Source organism: Telluria beijingensis (assembly GCF_030770395.1).
Classification (GTDB): domain Bacteria; phylum Pseudomonadota; class Gammaproteobacteria; order Burkholderiales; family Burkholderiaceae_D; genus Telluria; species Telluria beijingensis.
In genome coordinates, this window is record NZ_CP132480.1 from 4,443,030 (window position 1) to 4,457,506 (window position 14,477).

Annotated in this window: 17 protein-coding genes; 11 read left to right on the forward strand and 6 right to left on the reverse strand. The window is 66.5% G+C overall.

What is annotated here, in order from left to right; all coding sequences use genetic code 11:
- The first annotated feature begins 10 nt into the window (after positions 1–10).
- Positions 11–487, forward strand: a complete 477-nt coding sequence (locus Q9246_RS19630; RefSeq protein ID WP_306392387.1) for a hypothetical protein — start codon at positions 11–13, stop codon at positions 485–487.
- A 3-nt stretch (positions 488–490) separates the two neighbouring features.
- On the opposite strand, the gene Q9246_RS19635 is transcribed toward Q9246_RS19630, so the two are convergent.
- Positions 491–1,432, reverse strand: a complete 942-nt coding sequence (locus Q9246_RS19635; RefSeq protein WP_306392388.1) for a DUF808 domain-containing protein — start codon at positions 1,430–1,432, stop codon at positions 491–493.
- 220 nt (positions 1,433–1,652) lie between these two features.
- Between Q9246_RS19635 and Q9246_RS19640 the strand changes: the two genes are divergently transcribed.
- The 9 genes from Q9246_RS19640 (at position 1,653) to Q9246_RS19680 (ending at position 9,948) form a co-directional block, all read left to right on the forward strand.
- Positions 1,653–1,877, forward strand: a complete 225-nt coding sequence (locus Q9246_RS19640; RefSeq protein WP_306392389.1) for a BrnA antitoxin family protein — start codon at positions 1,653–1,655, stop codon at positions 1,875–1,877.
- 89 nt (positions 1,878–1,966) lie between these two features.
- Positions 1,967–2,254 carry an HU family DNA-binding protein gene (locus Q9246_RS19645; RefSeq protein WP_005664253.1) on the forward strand — a complete coding sequence of 96 codons (288 nt, stop codon included), beginning with the start codon at positions 1,967–1,969 and terminating at the stop codon, positions 2,252–2,254.
- A gap of 112 nt (positions 2,255–2,366) precedes the next feature.
- The gene (locus Q9246_RS19650) at positions 2,367–3,005 is read left to right on the forward strand and encodes a LysE family transporter (protein ID WP_306392390.1); all 639 of its coding nucleotides are present in this window, start codon (positions 2,367–2,369) and stop codon (positions 3,003–3,005) included.
- A gap of 142 nt (positions 3,006–3,147) precedes the next feature.
- Positions 3,148–5,067 carry a DUF6600 domain-containing protein gene (locus tag Q9246_RS19655; RefSeq protein WP_306392391.1) on the forward strand — a complete coding sequence of 640 codons (1,920 nt, stop codon included), beginning with the start codon at positions 3,148–3,150 and terminating at the stop codon, positions 5,065–5,067.
- Between the two features lie 47 nt (positions 5,068–5,114).
- Positions 5,115–5,381 (forward strand): DUF493 family protein, encoded by a 267-nt coding sequence (locus Q9246_RS19660; RefSeq protein ID WP_137172706.1) that lies wholly within the window; start codon positions 5,115–5,117, stop codon positions 5,379–5,381.
- Between the two features lie 115 nt (positions 5,382–5,496).
- Positions 5,497–6,198 carry a lipoyl(octanoyl) transferase LipB gene (gene lipB / locus Q9246_RS19665; RefSeq protein WP_306392392.1) on the forward strand — a complete coding sequence of 234 codons (702 nt, stop codon included), beginning with the start codon at positions 5,497–5,499 and terminating at the stop codon, positions 6,196–6,198.
- 24 nt (positions 6,199–6,222) lie between these two features.
- A complete protein-coding gene (gene lipA / locus Q9246_RS19670) occupies positions 6,223–7,215 on the forward strand; it encodes a lipoyl synthase (RefSeq protein ID WP_123068409.1) in 993 nt (330 codons plus the stop codon).
- Between the two features lie 210 nt (positions 7,216–7,425).
- On the forward strand, positions 7,426–9,441 hold the full coding sequence (locus Q9246_RS19675; protein WP_306392393.1) for a helicase-related protein: 2,016 nt from the start codon (positions 7,426–7,428) through the stop codon (positions 9,439–9,441).
- An 84-nt stretch (positions 9,442–9,525) separates the two neighbouring features.
- Complete coding sequence (locus tag Q9246_RS19680) at positions 9,526–9,948, forward strand: PaaI family thioesterase (protein ID WP_306392394.1); 423 nt, start codon at positions 9,526–9,528, stop codon at positions 9,946–9,948.
- Positions 9,949–9,952: 4 nt separating this feature from the next.
- Here the strand turns inward: Q9246_RS19680 and Q9246_RS19685 are convergent, their stop codons facing one another.
- The 5 genes from Q9246_RS19685 to Q9246_RS19705 all read right to left on the reverse strand — a co-directional run bounded on the left by Q9246_RS19685 (position 9,953) and on the right by Q9246_RS19705 (position 13,400).
- Positions 9,953–10,471, reverse strand: coding sequence for a TlpA disulfide reductase family protein (locus Q9246_RS19685; protein ID WP_306392395.1), 519 nt, complete (start codon positions 10,469–10,471; stop codon positions 9,953–9,955).
- 72 nt (positions 10,472–10,543) lie between these two features.
- Positions 10,544–11,188, reverse strand: coding sequence for a BON domain-containing protein (locus Q9246_RS19690; RefSeq protein WP_306392396.1), 645 nt, complete (start codon positions 11,186–11,188; stop codon positions 10,544–10,546).
- Complete coding sequence (locus Q9246_RS19695) at positions 11,181–11,777, reverse strand: phosphoheptose isomerase (protein WP_306392397.1); 597 nt, start codon at positions 11,775–11,777, stop codon at positions 11,181–11,183. The genes Q9246_RS19690 and Q9246_RS19695 overlap by 8 nt, the downstream gene beginning before the upstream one ends.
- A 56-nt stretch (positions 11,778–11,833) precedes the next feature.
- A complete protein-coding gene (locus Q9246_RS19700; RefSeq protein ID WP_306392398.1) occupies positions 11,834–12,193 on the reverse strand; it encodes a YraN family protein in 360 nt (119 codons plus the stop codon).
- A gap of 1 nt (position 12,194) precedes the next feature.
- Positions 12,195–13,400 (reverse strand): penicillin-binding protein activator, encoded by a 1,206-nt coding sequence (locus Q9246_RS19705; RefSeq protein ID WP_306392399.1) that lies wholly within the window; start codon positions 13,398–13,400, stop codon positions 12,195–12,197.
- Positions 13,401–13,546: 146 nt separating this feature from the next.
- On the opposite strand from Q9246_RS19705, the gene rsmI reads away from it, so the two are divergent.
- Positions 13,547–14,455, forward strand: a complete 909-nt coding sequence (gene rsmI, locus Q9246_RS19710) for a 16S rRNA (cytidine(1402)-2'-O)-methyltransferase (RefSeq protein WP_306392400.1) — start codon at positions 13,547–13,549, stop codon at positions 14,453–14,455.
- The last annotated feature ends 22 nt before the right edge of the window (positions 14,456–14,477 follow it).

The window sequence follows — 14,477 nt, forward strand, 5'->3', positions numbered from 1 at the left end:
AGAGGATTGTATGGAAAATACGGCGATACAGCGCGCACTCATCTCCGGGGCGACCTCGAGCGTGCTGTCGACGGTGGCGATGGCCGTGGTGGGCAAGCTGCAAACCGGCAGCGCCTATGCACCAACGAACGCCGTCAGCCACTATGTGCACGGCAAGAAGGCCGGCTACCGCGACCGCTTCTCGCTGCGCTATACGGTGCCCGGCTACCTGATCCACCACGCCAGCGCCACCTTCTGGTCTTTCGTGTTCGAACGTGCGCTGGGCGGCGTCATGGACGGCAAGAATCCGATGGCCATCGCCGCCGCGTCGGCGGCGACGTCGGCGTTTGCCGCCTTCACCGACTACAAGCTGACGCCCAGGCCGTTGCAGCCGGGCTATGAAAAGCGCCTGTCGCGCAAGGCGCTGGGGGTGGTGTACGTGGGGTTCGCGATCGGGCTCGCGGTCGGCGCGATCCTGTCGCGCAAGGATCGACCGCCGGCGCCGTGACATTCAGTGCGCGGCGGCCTTCTTGCCGCGCATTTTCTGCACCAGCATGACGGCCGCCAGCACCACGGCGCCGACCAGCACGCCCACCACGGCGTCGACCACGATCGGCGCCAGGAAGGCCAGTACCGGGCCTACTGCGGGAATATCGGCGAGCGAGGCCGCGATGCCCTGCGAGAAGTGGTGCACGGCTTCGATCGCGTGCGCGATGATGCCGCCGCCGACCATGAACATGGCGGCGGTGCCGACCACCGACAGCACTTTCATGAGGCGCGGCGCAGTCGCCAGCAAGCCCTTGCCCAGGCCGCGCGCGGCGCCGTTCTGGCTCTGGCTCAGGTACAGGCCGGCGTCGTCCATCTTGACGATGGCGGCCACCAGGCCATAGACGCCGATCGTCATCGCCACCGCGATCGTCACCAGGACGGCCGCCTGCTGGCTGAGCGCCACGCCAGCCACGGTGCCGAGCGAGATCACGATGATCTCGGCCGACAGGATGAAGTCGGTGCGCACCGCGCCCTTGATCTTGTCCTTCTCCATCTGCACGATGTCGACCTGCGGGTTGGCGATCGCCGCCTTGTGCTCGGCCTTGTGCGCCGCGTCTTCCTGCTCGCTGTGCAGGTATTTGTGGGCCAGCTTTTCAAAACCCTCGTAGCACAGGAAGGCGCCGCCGATCATCAACAGTGGCGTGATCAGCCAGGGCAGGAAGACCGAGATCGCCAGCGCCGCCGGCACCAGGATCGCCTTGTTGACCATCGACCCCTTGGCCACCGCCCACACCACCGGCAGTTCGCGGTCGGCCTTCACGCCGGTGACCTGCTGCGCATTGAGCGCCAGGTCGTCGCCCAGCACGCCAGCGGTCTTCTTGGCCGCGACCTTGCTCATCGCGGCCACGTCGTCGAGGATGGTGGCGATATCGTCCAACAGGGTGAACAGACTGGCTCCGGCCATGGGTGATGCTCCTAGGTAGTGTGTTGACACGATATTAACCGAGCCGCCGAACGGCGGCTACACGCTTCGCGGCGCCGTTCGGCGCGGCTTTTTGCACTTCATGCCCGGAAATCTGCATCTCGTCGCTTTTGTCGGGCGACTGGCGGTCTGCATACGTATAGTGCATGACTGAAGGTTGCGGTACTGCAGCCTCGTCCCCCCAAACGAAGGAGATCACCTCATGAACGCCGATTCGATCCAGCCTGCCGCTCCCGTCGCCGCCGCCCCGGTCCGTCGCACCCGTCCGCCGAAGCGCAAGACCCGCATCACGATCTATCTCGACGACGAGGTGCTGAACGAATTTCGCAACCTGTCCGAACGTTGCGGCACCGGTTACCAGACCCTGATCAACGCGGCGCTGCGCAATCGGGTGCGGGGTCCGATCATCGAATCTGGCGTCGCATAAGGCTTCCTTTCAAATTTCCCTCCGGGCGCGGCATTACATATAGCAATATTTATGCTAATCTTCCCGCTCTTTTAACCCCGGAGGGATTTATGAAAAAAGGCGAACTGATCGCAGAATTCGCGAAGCGCACCGAGATGTCGGGCGCAGCCGCTGGCGACGCCGTGAACACCATCATCGAGATCATCACCGAGCGCCTCAAGAAAGGCGACACGGTGGGCATCACCGGCTTCGGCACCTTCTCGGTGACCAAGCGCGCCGCACGCAAGGGCCGTAACCCTGCCACCGGCGAAGTGATCAAGATCGCGGCATCGAAAAGCCCGCGTTTCTCGGCTGGCGCGACCCTGAAGGCAGCGGTCAACCCGACCAAGAAGAAGTAATCAGCACCACGGCCTCGCGTCGCGGCCCCGTTCGCGGGTCGCGCGCGCTGGCTGGATTTGCCGTTTCCAGCACCACTCTCCCCCCGCAGTCCCTTTCATTATTTCCGCCGCCATGAGCTTCACCACCTGGATCGCCTTCGTCATCGCCGGTTCGCTGATCGCCATTTCACCCGGTTCCGGCGCCGTGCTGTCGATGTCGCATGGCCTGGCCTATGGCCTCAAGAAGGCCAGCGCGACCGTCCTCGGCCTGCAACTGGGCCTGGTGCTGGTGCTGGTCATCGCCGGCGCCGGCGTCGGCTCGCTGCTGCTGGCGTCCTCGGTCGCGTTCACCGCGGTCAAGGTGATCGGCGCGCTGTACCTGATCTACCTCGGCATCAGCCAGTGGCGCGCGGCGCCCGCGCCCGGCCCGACGGCGTCGACCGCCGGCCTGGAAGCGCATCCGTCGTTCGGCAAGCGCGTGCTGACTGGTTTTCTCACCAATACCACGAACCCGAAGGGCATCATCTTCATGGTCGCGGTGCTGCCGCAGTTCATCGCCAAGGAGGCGCCGCTCGTCACCCAGCTGGCGATCCTGGGCGTGACCATGGTGGCGATCGATTCGATCGTGATGCACGGCTACGCCGCCCTGGCCGCCTCGATGCAGCGCTTCATGCGCGACCCGCGCCACATGCGCCTGCAGAACCGCGTATTCGGCGGGGTGCTGGTGGTGATCGGCTCGATGTTATTCTTCGTCAAGCGCCAGCAGGCCTGAATCCACGATGCCGGCATATTTCCGTATGCCGGCAGATGCAACTTTGTGTAACCCGCGTTGTCCACGCGGGAGCTCGAGCGTTGTAATGAGGTTGCCTCGTTCCGTCCTTCATCCCGTCCGCGTTCCATCCTGGAGCCATGCCATGACCCACCGCCTCGTTCATACCGCTGCCCTGCTCGCGCTGGCTGCGATTTCCACCTGCGCGTCGGCGCAGACCGTGCTGCAGACCGATCCGCCCGAGCAGATGCATGCCGCAGGGGTCATGGAAACCGAGCCGCCGGGCCGGGTCGGTCGTGTCTCGCTGGTCCAGGGCAAGGTCGAGATCGGCGGCGCCATTGGCTCCGAAAGCAACGCTGCCCTCGTCAACTGGCCAGTCACCACCAGCAACCTGGTCACGACCGCGCCCGGCGCGCGCGCCGAGATCCGGATCGGTTCTACTTCGATCCGCCTGGACGGCGACAGCTCGCTCGAGTTCACCGAACTGGACGACGACAGCCTGCGCCTGCGTCTGCACTTCGGCAGCGCCAGCATCCGCGTCATGAACAGCGAGGTAGTGCCCGAATTCGAACTGCGCACGGCCCAGGCGACAGTGCGCCTGACGCAGCCGGGCCGCCTGCGGGTGGACGCCGACCGCCTGCCCGACACCAGCCTGGTGAGCGTGCTCGATGGCGAAGCCCAGGTCGACGGTGCCGGCGCCAGCCTCACCGTGCGCGCTGGCCGCAGCGCCGAAGTGCGCGACGACGACGTGCGCACCCTGCAGGCCCAACGCGACGAATTCGATGACTGGTCGCTCACCCGCGACCAGACCCTGGTGGCCGAGCAGTCGCAGCGCCACATCGGCACCGAGATGACCGGCTACGAAGAGCTCGACCGCTACGGCAGCTGGAGCACCAATTCCGACTACGGCAGCCTGTGGACGCCGACCACAGTGGCGGCCGACTGGACGCCCTACCGCGACGGCCAGTGGAGCTATATCGCGCCCTGGGGCTGGACCTGGGTCGACAACGCCCCATGGGGCTACGCACCCTTCCACTACGGCCGCTGGGTGCAGGTGCGCAATCGATGGGCCTGGGCCCCGGGCCGCCTCGAGCGGCGGCCGGTGTGGTCGCCGGCGCTGGTCGGCTGGGTCGGCGGTGGCAGCTGGAGCGTCGGCTTCGGCGCGCATAACCTGCATGCGCATGGCTGGTATCCGCTCAGCCCCTACGACCGCTACGTGCCCGGCTACCGCCTGTCCGACGAGCGCCTGCGGCGCCTGAACGACTGGCGCCACGCCACCCGCCGCGCGGCCCAGCAGCGGCCCCATCACGGCCTGACGGTAGTGCCGCGCGAGCATTTCGGCGGCCGCGGGCCGGTAGTGGTGCCGCGTGCGCCGCGTCCGGACCGGGCGTCGCTGGCGGTGCCGCGCGGACCGGGCAGCGCTCCGCCGCCGCCACTGGTGACGCGCGCAGGATTTAATAGCGACCGGCGCGATGTGCTCGACCGGCGCGAAGTACGCCAGCGCCTGGAGACCGGGCGCGTGACGCAGGACCGTTTCGAGCAGCGCGATCCGATGGCGGGCCAGCGCGAGAGCAATGAACGCCTGGCGCGCGAACGCGCGCAGCACCAGGAGCGCGTGGCGCGCCAGCAGGACGAACGCGAGCGCATGCAGCGCGACCTGGACAATCGCCTGCAGGCCGATCGCATGGGTTTCCAGCGCGACCGGGCCGATCGTGAACAGCGTGAACAGCGCGATCGCATGCGCGAACGGGCCGAACGTGTCCAGCAGCAGCAGCTTCAACGACCGATCATGACGGCCAATCCGGAGCCGGCTTTCAACCGTCCCGAGCCGCGGCCGATGCCGCGTCCCGAGTTCAGGCCCGAATCGAGGCCTGAATCGAGGCCCGAACCGCGTCCCGAACCGCGGCCGATCGCGCGACCCGAGCCACGCCCGGCCGCACCGCCGCAAATGGTCGCGCCGCCGCCGCCGCGTCCGCAGCCATCGGCGCCGGCCTTCCAGCCGCGCGGCGGCGCAGACCAGCGCGCCCATACCGATGCGCGTGGCCGGCAAATCCAGGAACGCTGAGGAAAACCCCGGCATTGGCTACAATGCGCTTTTACACAGGATTAGTCATGGACCCGAAAGAATCACTCATCGAATACCCGAGCGAGTTCCCGATCAAGGTGATGGGCGCGACCCACATCGATTTCGCTCCCACCATCATCGCGCTGGTCACCCAGCTGGACCCGAGTTTCCATGAAGGCAAGCTGGAAACCCGTCCTTCGGCCCAGGGCAACTACACCGGCCTGACCGTCACCGTCACTGCCACCAGCCGCGAGATGCTGGACGAGGTGTATCGCACCTTGTCGACTCATCCGATGGTCAAGATGGTGCTGTAAGCGCTGTTGTCATCCAGTCAAGCCGTGTGCCTGCCTGTTCGGCGGGCACGTCCCACCGCGCTGGCTTATAATGACGGGGCTGTCAACCGCCGGCCCGAGGCCCCGTTCTTACCCCATGTCATCGACCCGTCCCGCCACGCCGCTCGTCCGTGAACTCGGCCGCGCCGACTATGAACCCACGTTCGCCGCGATGCGCGCCTTTACCGATGCGCGCACGCCCGAGACGCGCGACGAATTGTGGATCGTCGAGCATCCGCCCGTGTTCACGCTGGGCCTGGGCGCCGATCCCGGCCACGTGCTGGCGCCGCATGGCGTGCCGGTGGTCCAGACTGACCGCGGCGGCGAGGTCACTTACCACGGCCCGGGCCAGGTGGTGATCTACCTGCTGATGGACTTGCGCCGCAACAAGCCAGGCGGCAAGCTGTACGCGCGCCAGTTTGTGGAAAAAATCGAACAGGCGGTGATCGATGTCTTAGGGGCGTATAATCTGGCCGGCGAGCGTATCGCCGGCGCACCCGGCATCTATATCGCCGGCGGCCCGCGCAAGGGCGCCAAGATCGCCGCGCTGGGCCTCAAGGTGCGCGGCAATGGCTGCACCTACCACGGCGTGTCGCTGAACGTGGGCATGGACCTGGCCCCGTTTTCCTGGATTAACCCGTGCGGGTATTCGGGACTGGCCACGGTCGACATGCGCACCATGGGCGTCGAGGCGCCGCTGGCCGACGTCCAGCAGGCGCTGGCCAGGGCCTTGACCGAGCATCTCGGGCAGCAGATCGGCGCCAGCAACGCCGAGCCAGCCCTGAACAACATCAACTGACGCCCTTTTGGGGCAACGAGCCAAATGACTTCCGAAATCGATACCGGCATCGCCTCCGCATCCGCCTACAACGCCAGCGAAAAGCAGAAAGGCGCCAGCAAGACGTCGCGCATCCCGATCAAGATCGTGCCGATCGCGGACGTCGAGCGCCTGAAAAAGCCGGACTGGATCCGCGTCAAGGCCGCCACCGCCTCGTCGCGCTTCTACGAGATCAAGGACATCCTGCGCGCCAACAACCTGGTGACGGTGTGCGAGGAAGCCAGCTGCCCGAACATCGGCGAATGCTTCGGCAAGGGCACCGCGACCTTCATGATCATGGGCGACAAGTGTACCCGCCGCTGCCCGTTCTGCGACGTCGGCCACGGCCGCCCTGACCCGCTGGACGTCAACGAGCCGGGCAACCTGGCCAAGACCATCGCCGACCTGCGCCTGTCCTACGTCGTGATCACCTCGGTCGACCGCGATGACCTGCGCGATGGCGGCGCCGGCCATTTCGTCGAGTGCATCCAGAAGACCCGCGCGCTGTCGCCGAACACCAAGATCGAAGTGCTGGTGCCCGACTTCCGCGGCCGCCTCGAGAAGGCGCTGAACATCTTCGCCGACGGCCTGCCTGACGTCATGAACCACAACCTGGAAACCGTGCCGCGCCTGTACAAGGAAGCGCGTCCGGGCGCCGACTACACCCACTCGCTGGTGCTGCTGCGCGACTTCAAGAAGATGTACCCGAACGCGGTTACCAAGTCGGGCCTGATGGTCGGCCTGGGCGAGACCGACGAAGAGATCCTGCAAGTGATGCGCGACATGCGCGAGCACGATATCGACATGCTGACCATCGGCCAGTACCTGGCGCCGACCAACTCGCACCTGCCGGTGCGCCGTTACGTGCACCCGGACGTCTTCAAGATGTTCGAAGAGAAAGCGTACGAAATGGGCTTCGTGCACGCGGCCGTGGGCGCGATGGTGCGCTCGTCGTATCACGCTGACCAGCAGGCGCATAACGCGGGCGTGGCGGCTTAAGCACCTCGCTCACATCAGTAAAGTTTCAGTACGCACGTCGTCCCCGCGAAGGCGGGGATCCAAGTATTGCTCGCGTTATCGATACGCGTGAAACTTGGGTCCCCGCCTTCGCGGGGACGACGTTTTTGCGCCAGCGGTTGATGGCATCTGGACGAGGCCTTTGACGCCGGCGCGATATAGTAAGGTCAACCGACTATCCAGCTTTTAGCCATGAGCGATCACCCAGTTTCTCTTCCAGCTGACAATACCGAACCCGACGACGCCTTCCTCGAACGCGAACTCGGCCTGGCCGCGCGCGGCATCGAACTGGTCAAGATGGAAGGCCGGGTCTTCCTGCGCTTCTCGGGCGAAGTCCAGTACGAAGGCCTGCGCGTGCCCTACCGCCTGGTGCCGGGACGTGGCGTGCTGGCCAAGCCGAGCAAGTGGCGCAAGATGGACTTGCTGGCGCGGCGCGAACTGATCGAGGAGCGCACCAACGAGCAAGACCTGCAGCGCCTGCATGCCGAGACCGCGGAATTCGTGCGCGACATCGCCGAGGATGCCGACGAATTCGGCTGGGACCCGATGACGTTTCTCGACGTGCTGGACGAGCTGGAAACTTCCGAGCCGGCCGAGTACGTGTTCCAGCGCATCTCGCAGCGCCTGACCCACGCGGCCGAGCGCGAAGAAGAAGAGCGTCACGCGGCGCGCACCAAGGAAAGCATCAACCTGGCCGAATACCCGCAGTCGTTCGAGGTCGCCAGCCGCATGCAGCGCAAGTTCATCGCCTTGCTGGGGCCGACCAACTCGGGCAAGACCCATCGCGCGATGGAAGCGCTGGCCAAGGCCGGCAGCGGCGTGTATCTCGCTCCGCTGCGCCTGCTGGCGCTGGAAAATTATGAACGCCTGCAGGCGGCGCGGCCGCATGGCGCGCATGGTGACGCCATCAAGGTCAGCCTGATCACGGGCGAGGAACGGCGCCTGGAAGAAGGCGCGACCCACGTCGCCAGCACGGTCGAGATGCTCGACACCAGGACGCCGGTCGACGTCGCCGTGATCGACGAAATCCAGATGCTGGCCGACCGCGACCGCGGCGCCGCCTGGACCACCGCCGTGGTCGGCGCGCCGGCGAAGGTCGTCTACCTGGTCGGCGCGCCGGAAGCGCGGCGTGCGATCGAGGCGCTGGCCGAGCGCCTCGAGGTGCCGCTCGAAGTCCACGTGCTCAAGCGCATGGGGCCACTGGCGATGGAGCCGTCCGCCGTGCGCAAGCTGTCCAACCTGCGCCGCGGCGACGCCGTGATCTGCTTCTCGCGGCGCGAGGTCCTGATGTGGCGCGACATGATCACCGAGAAGGGCCTCTCGGTGGCCACCGTGTACGGTAACCTGTCGCCCGAGGTGCGCCGGGCCCAGGCCGAGCGCTTCCGCGAAGGGCAGGCCGACATCGTGGTCGGCACCGATGCGCTGGCGATGGGCCTGAACATGCCGATCGCGCGCATCGTGATGACCACCACCGTCAAGTACAACGGGGTTGGAGAGGAAGAGATCCCGGCGGCGCTGGCCAAGCAGATCGCGGGCCGGGCAGGGCGCTATGGCGTGCACGAGGAAGGCTTCGTCGCCGGCTACGACGACGACACCCACCAGGTGATGCGCGCGCTGATGAAGGAAAAGATTCCGCCGGTGGCCGCCACCGGTTTCGCGGTCGCGCCGTCGCTCGAACAGCTGCACCGTATTTCGGCGGTGACCGGCGAGACCTCGCTGGTCAAGCTGCTGAAACGCTTCGTGCACAATATCGACGTGCCGGACGGCTTCTTCTATCCGCGCATCACCGAGGAACAGAACGAGCGCGCCGAATGGCTCGATACCTTGCCGCTGTCGGTGGCGGAAAAATTCATGCTGTCGCTGGTGCCGATCTCGAGCCGCGTGCCGATGCTGCAAAGCTCCTGGGAACACTGGGCGCTGTCGCTGGCCAAGAAGAAGGTGGTCAAGCTGCAGCCGCATCCGAATCCGCAGCACCTGTTCTACATGAACCTGCAAGAGGTCGAGGATACCTGCCGCGTGTATTCGGCCTACGCCTGGCTGGGCTACCGCGAGCCGGAATACTTCCCCAGCATCGAGCTGGCCTCAGCGCTGGCGCGCGAAGCGGCGGAGCGGGTCGATGCGATGCTGCAGCAGCAGAATTCGGCGGCGCGCAAACGCCAGGGCCAGGGAGGAAAGCAGGGAGGAAAGCAGGGCGGCCGGCGGCGCTGACATCGCCGGAATAGACGCCCTCCTCGAAACAGCGGGGCGTTCACGGTGTACGATGCCGGTTTTTACAACAACATCGAGACGCACGTGAATACCAAGCACACCCCGGAATCCTTCAACCAGTTCGGCGCCTCTTTCCTGCCGGGCCACCTCGGCATCCGCGTGACCGAAGTCGCTCCGGGCCGGCTGGCCGCCGAGATGAAGGTCGAGCCGCACCTGCTGGCGCCCAACGGCTACCTGCACGCCGGCAGCGTGGTCACGCTGGCCGATACCTGCGCCGGCTATGGCTGCGTCAGCAACCTGCCCGAAGGCGCGCACAGCTTCACCACCATCGAGCTGAAGTCGAACCACCTGGGCACCGCGCGCGAGGGCGTGATTTCTTGCGTGGCGACCGCCGCCCACCTGGGCCGCACCACGCAGATCTGGGATGCGACCGTCATCGACCAGGCCAGCGGCAAGACGATCGCCCTGTTCCGCTGCACCCAGATGGTCCTCTACCCGAAGGCGTAAGGCGTCAGCCCGCCAGTTCCTTCTCGATCAGCTTGTGGACAGCCGCGAAGTCCGGCTCGCCCACATAAGTCTTGAGTATGCGGCCCTGCTTGTCGATCAGGAAGGTGGTCGGGGTCAGGGTGACGTCGCCGAACTGGCGTGCGATGTCGCCCGCCGAATCCAGCGCCACCTTGAACGGCAACTGGCGCTGCTCGGTGAAGTTCAACACGTAGTCGGGCCGGTCGTACTGCATCGCGACCGCCACGAACTCCAGGCCGCGGTCCTTGTACTTGTTGTAGGTCGCGACCATCTCCGGCATCTCCTTGACGCAGGTGACGCACGACGTGGCCCAGAAATTCACCATCACCACCTTGCCGCGCAAGGACTCGGTGGAGATCTTTTCGCCGGCGATGCTGATGAAGGTGACGTCGGGCGCTTGCGTGGTGCTGCTGAACGAGGCGTAGCCGATGCCGGCCAGCGCCAGCACCACGGCGCCGATGGCGGCGGGCTTGAACCAGGAACGGGAAGAGGTGGAAGCGGTCATGGGCGGTCGATAAAAAAAAGCGGCAGGACCATTATAGTCCTGCCGCCCTGGGAGGTTCGGAAGACCCCGGGATTAGTTCAGCGAAACCTGCGCAGGGCTGTTCTGCCGTACGCGCGGATCTTCTTCGTTGATGTATTCGAAGATCTTCACCACGCGGGTCACGCCCGAGACGCCCTTGGCGACGTCGGCGGCGATATTGCCTTCGCGCGGCGTGACCATGCCCATCAGGTAGACCACGCCGCGTTCGGTGGTGACCTTGAACGAGATCGCCGACACGGTCTTCATGTCGACCAGGCTGGCCTTGACCTTGGTGGTGATCAGGGCGTCGTTCGAGCGCGAGGTATAGCTCGACGAGCCGGAAACCTGCAGCTCGTTGATGACCGATACCACGTTCGCGATCGCGCGCACTTCGCGCTCGGCCGCCTGCTTCATCGCTTCGTCGCGCACTTCGCCGGTCAGCAGCACGCGGCGGTTGAAGCTGGTGACGTTGACGTTGCCCGCATCGCCGGTGACTTTGCGCATTTCGAGCTCGGCCTTGACCGTGATCGATTTGTCTTCGGTCTGGGCGCCCAGGGTGCGGCGGTCGACGGTCGAGACGGCGCCGGCCACGCCGGCGCCGACGATCAGGCCGAAGCAGCCCGACAGCGATGCCGCCAGGGCGGTGCCCATCACGACCTTGGTCAACAGCACGGCCAGCGGCCGGCGCGTATTACGCATTCTCGTCTCCTCCGAACAGCGCGACGTCGATGCCGTCGCAGATGCAGTGAATGGCGCACAGGTGGACTTCCTGGATGCGCGCGGTGCGTGCATGCGGGACGTTGATGTGCACGTCGGCGTCGGTCAGCAGCTTGCCCAGCTGGCCGCCGTCCTTGCCGGTAAAGGCCACGATGCGCATCTCGCGTTCCAGGGCCGCCTCGACCGCGGCCAGCACATTGGCCGAATTGCCCGAGGTCGAAATCGCCAGCAGGATGTCGCCTGCCTGGCCGAAGGCCTGTACCTGCTTCGAGAAGATCTCCTTGAAGCTGTAGTCGTTGCCGACCGCGGTCAGGATCGAGGTGTCGGTGGTCAGGGCGATCGCCGGGAGCGGGAAGCGCTCGCGCTCGAAACGGCCGACCAGCTCGGCCGCGAAGTGCTGGCAGTCGGCGGCCGAGCCGCCGTTGCCGCAGGCCAGGATCTTGTTGCCGTTGGAAAGGGCGCCGAACATGAGTTCGACCGCCGCCGAAATGGAGGGAGCCAGGGTGGCGGCCGACTTCATCTTCAGGTCGGCGCTCTCCTGGAAGTGAGCGAGGATGCGTTGAGTATTCATAGCCGGGAATTATAGTGCAGTGGCAATCCCACCTGAGCAAGCGCAGTAAAAATTGCTTACACTTCAATGATGTTCCGCAACCAATCGATGTGCTCGCCATCGATGGCGACCAGGTCGAAGCGGCAGGGCGGAGTGATGGGAAAACGCAACAGATAGACTTGGGCCGCGCAGACCAGGCGGCGTATCTTGGCAGGAGTGATGCTGGCGGCCGCGCCGCCGTGCCCGCGGTCGGCGCGCTGGCGCACCTCGACGAACACCAGGGTTGCGCCATCGCGCATGATCAGGTCGATCTCGCCGCCCTTGCAGCGGAAATTCTGCTCGACCGGGCTCAGTTTCTGGCGCTTGAGGTAGACGAGGGCAGCGTCTTCCCATTGCTGGCCCTGGGCCTGCCGTCGGGACAGGCGCGCGGGCCACATCTCATAGACCGGTGGCGACCGGTTCGAACACGCGGCGCGGCTGCGGCAGGCTGGCGCCGCCGGCGTCGTCGGTAAGGATTTCTTCGGTCGGACGGGTGTCGTTGACCACGACCCCGGTCTCGACGCGGCGGAAGGCACGCTCTCCTTGTCCCATGTTTACCGACAGGCGGCCGGTGGCGCCTTCGAGCTCGAACGATCCGGTCGGGCGTTGCGCCAGTTCGCGCGCGATGCGGAAGGCGTCGATGCCGAGCGCGTACAGGCGCTGCAGGTCGAGCGCTTCGCTGCCGCTGCTCCAGCGCGGATAGCCGGCGACGGCCGGATGGTCGGGCTGCACGGTCCAGGGCAGGTCGAGGATGCGCACGCCGACCAGTTCGGCCGGCACGCTGGCCGGATCGCGGCCCGGGTTGACCGAGGCGGTGCCATAGGTCGGCAGCGAGGTGCCCAGCGCGCTGCGCACCTGGCGCAGGCCGTTGGCGTCGAGCGCGGCGTAGACCAGCTGCGGCGGTTCGGCGGAGAGCCGCGCGCGCAGTTCGGCCAGCGCATTGCCGTCGACGTAGCCGCCTTCGGCCGGCAGTTCGACGGTCGCCTGGCTGCGGCCGAGCTCGGCCCAGCGCTGGCTGAAGGCGCCCGACAGGCGTTGCTGCCAGGCGGCGCGGCCGGTGAGCACCAGGGCCTGGCCGACAGGCTGCTCGCTGGCGGCCCACTCGGCTACCTGGCGCGCCTCGTCTTCGAGCGACAGGCCGATGACGAGCATCTGGCGCGGCAGCGGAGAATTGACTTGCGGGTGATTCAGGGCGATCGTCGGCTTGTTGACCGTGCCGCTGGTGGCCAGGGCGGCCACGGCGGAACGCGCCAGCGGGCCGACCACGATATCGTTCTGTTCGGCGGCGCCGCGGTAGGCGTCGAGCGTGGCCTGCGCCGAGTCGCCGGTCGGCACCAGGTTGACGGTGACGCCGTCGCGCTGCTGTTCATGGGCCGCCATGAAGCCGGCGCGCAGCGCCTCGGCCGGCTGGGCCAGGGCGGGCGAATCGAGCGGCAGCAGCAGCGCCACGCGCACCGCCGGGCCGCTGTACGGCGCCGCCGACGGCGCGGCAGCGCGAGGGCTGCCATCGGCGCTCGGCGGCAGTTCGACCGGATTGGTCTGCACGCCACTTTCGGGACGCGGCGGCGGCGTGTAAGCTGGCGCCGGCGGCGGTGCATTTGTCACCGGCGTCGCGGGAGCGCACACTCCGCCTGGCATGCCGCAACCGGTATCGGGCGGGAGCGGCGTGCTGCCGCAACCCGCCAACAGTGTAAGTACGGCGGCCGCGAGCAAGCCCGGTAGATTTTTTTTCTTCAGCATCGGAACCCTTTATGACAGATCAGCAGACCATCGACATCGCCCGACTTCCCGTCATGGGCGAGGCGGCCCAGCAGTCCTATCCTACCGCAACGCTGTACGTCGTGGCTACTCCGATCGGCAACGTCACCGACATCACCCTGCGTGCTCTGCACCTGCTGGCGCTCGCCGACGTGGTCGCCTGCGAAGACACGCGCAAGACCGGCGCGCTGCTGCAGCGCTTCGGCTTGAGCCAGCCGACCATCGCCGCGCACCAGCACAACGAGCGCGAAGTGGCCGAGAAAATCGTCGAGCGCCTGCGCGCCGGGCAGCGCGTGGCGTTGGTGTCCGACGCCGGCACGCCGGGCGTGTCCGACCCCGGCGCGCGCATCGTCGACGCTGTGCGGTCGGCCGGCCTGAACGTGGTGCCTCTGCCCGGCCCGTCGGCCGCGATCGCGGCCCTGTCGGCCAGCGGCCTGGTCAACGACCGTTTTCACTTTGTCGGCTTTTTGCCGGCCAAGGCCAAGGGTCGCGAGGCGGCGCTGGCGACTTTGGTACGCGAAAGCTCGACCCTGGTGTTCTACGAGGCGCCGCACCGCATCGTGGAGTGCGTGCAGGCGCTGGCGGCGGCGTTCGAGCCGACCCGGCAAGTGGTGTTCGCCCGCGAGCTGAGCAAGATGTTCGAGGAAGTGCACCGCTGCGAGCTGAAGGATGCGCTGGCCTGGGTTACGGCCGACCAGCACCGCGAGCGCGGCGAATTCGTGGTGCTGGTGGCGGGAGCGGTCGAGGCGACCGACGCGGAAGATGCCGAGGCCGAGCGCATCTTGCAGATCCTGTTGAGCGAGTGCAGCGTCAAGCAGGCAGCAAATTTGACGGCGCAGATCACGGGCCGCAAGAAGAACGCCTTGTATGACCGAGCCTTGCAGATCAAGGGCGAAACGTAGGGTGGAGGGCTTTGCCCTCCAC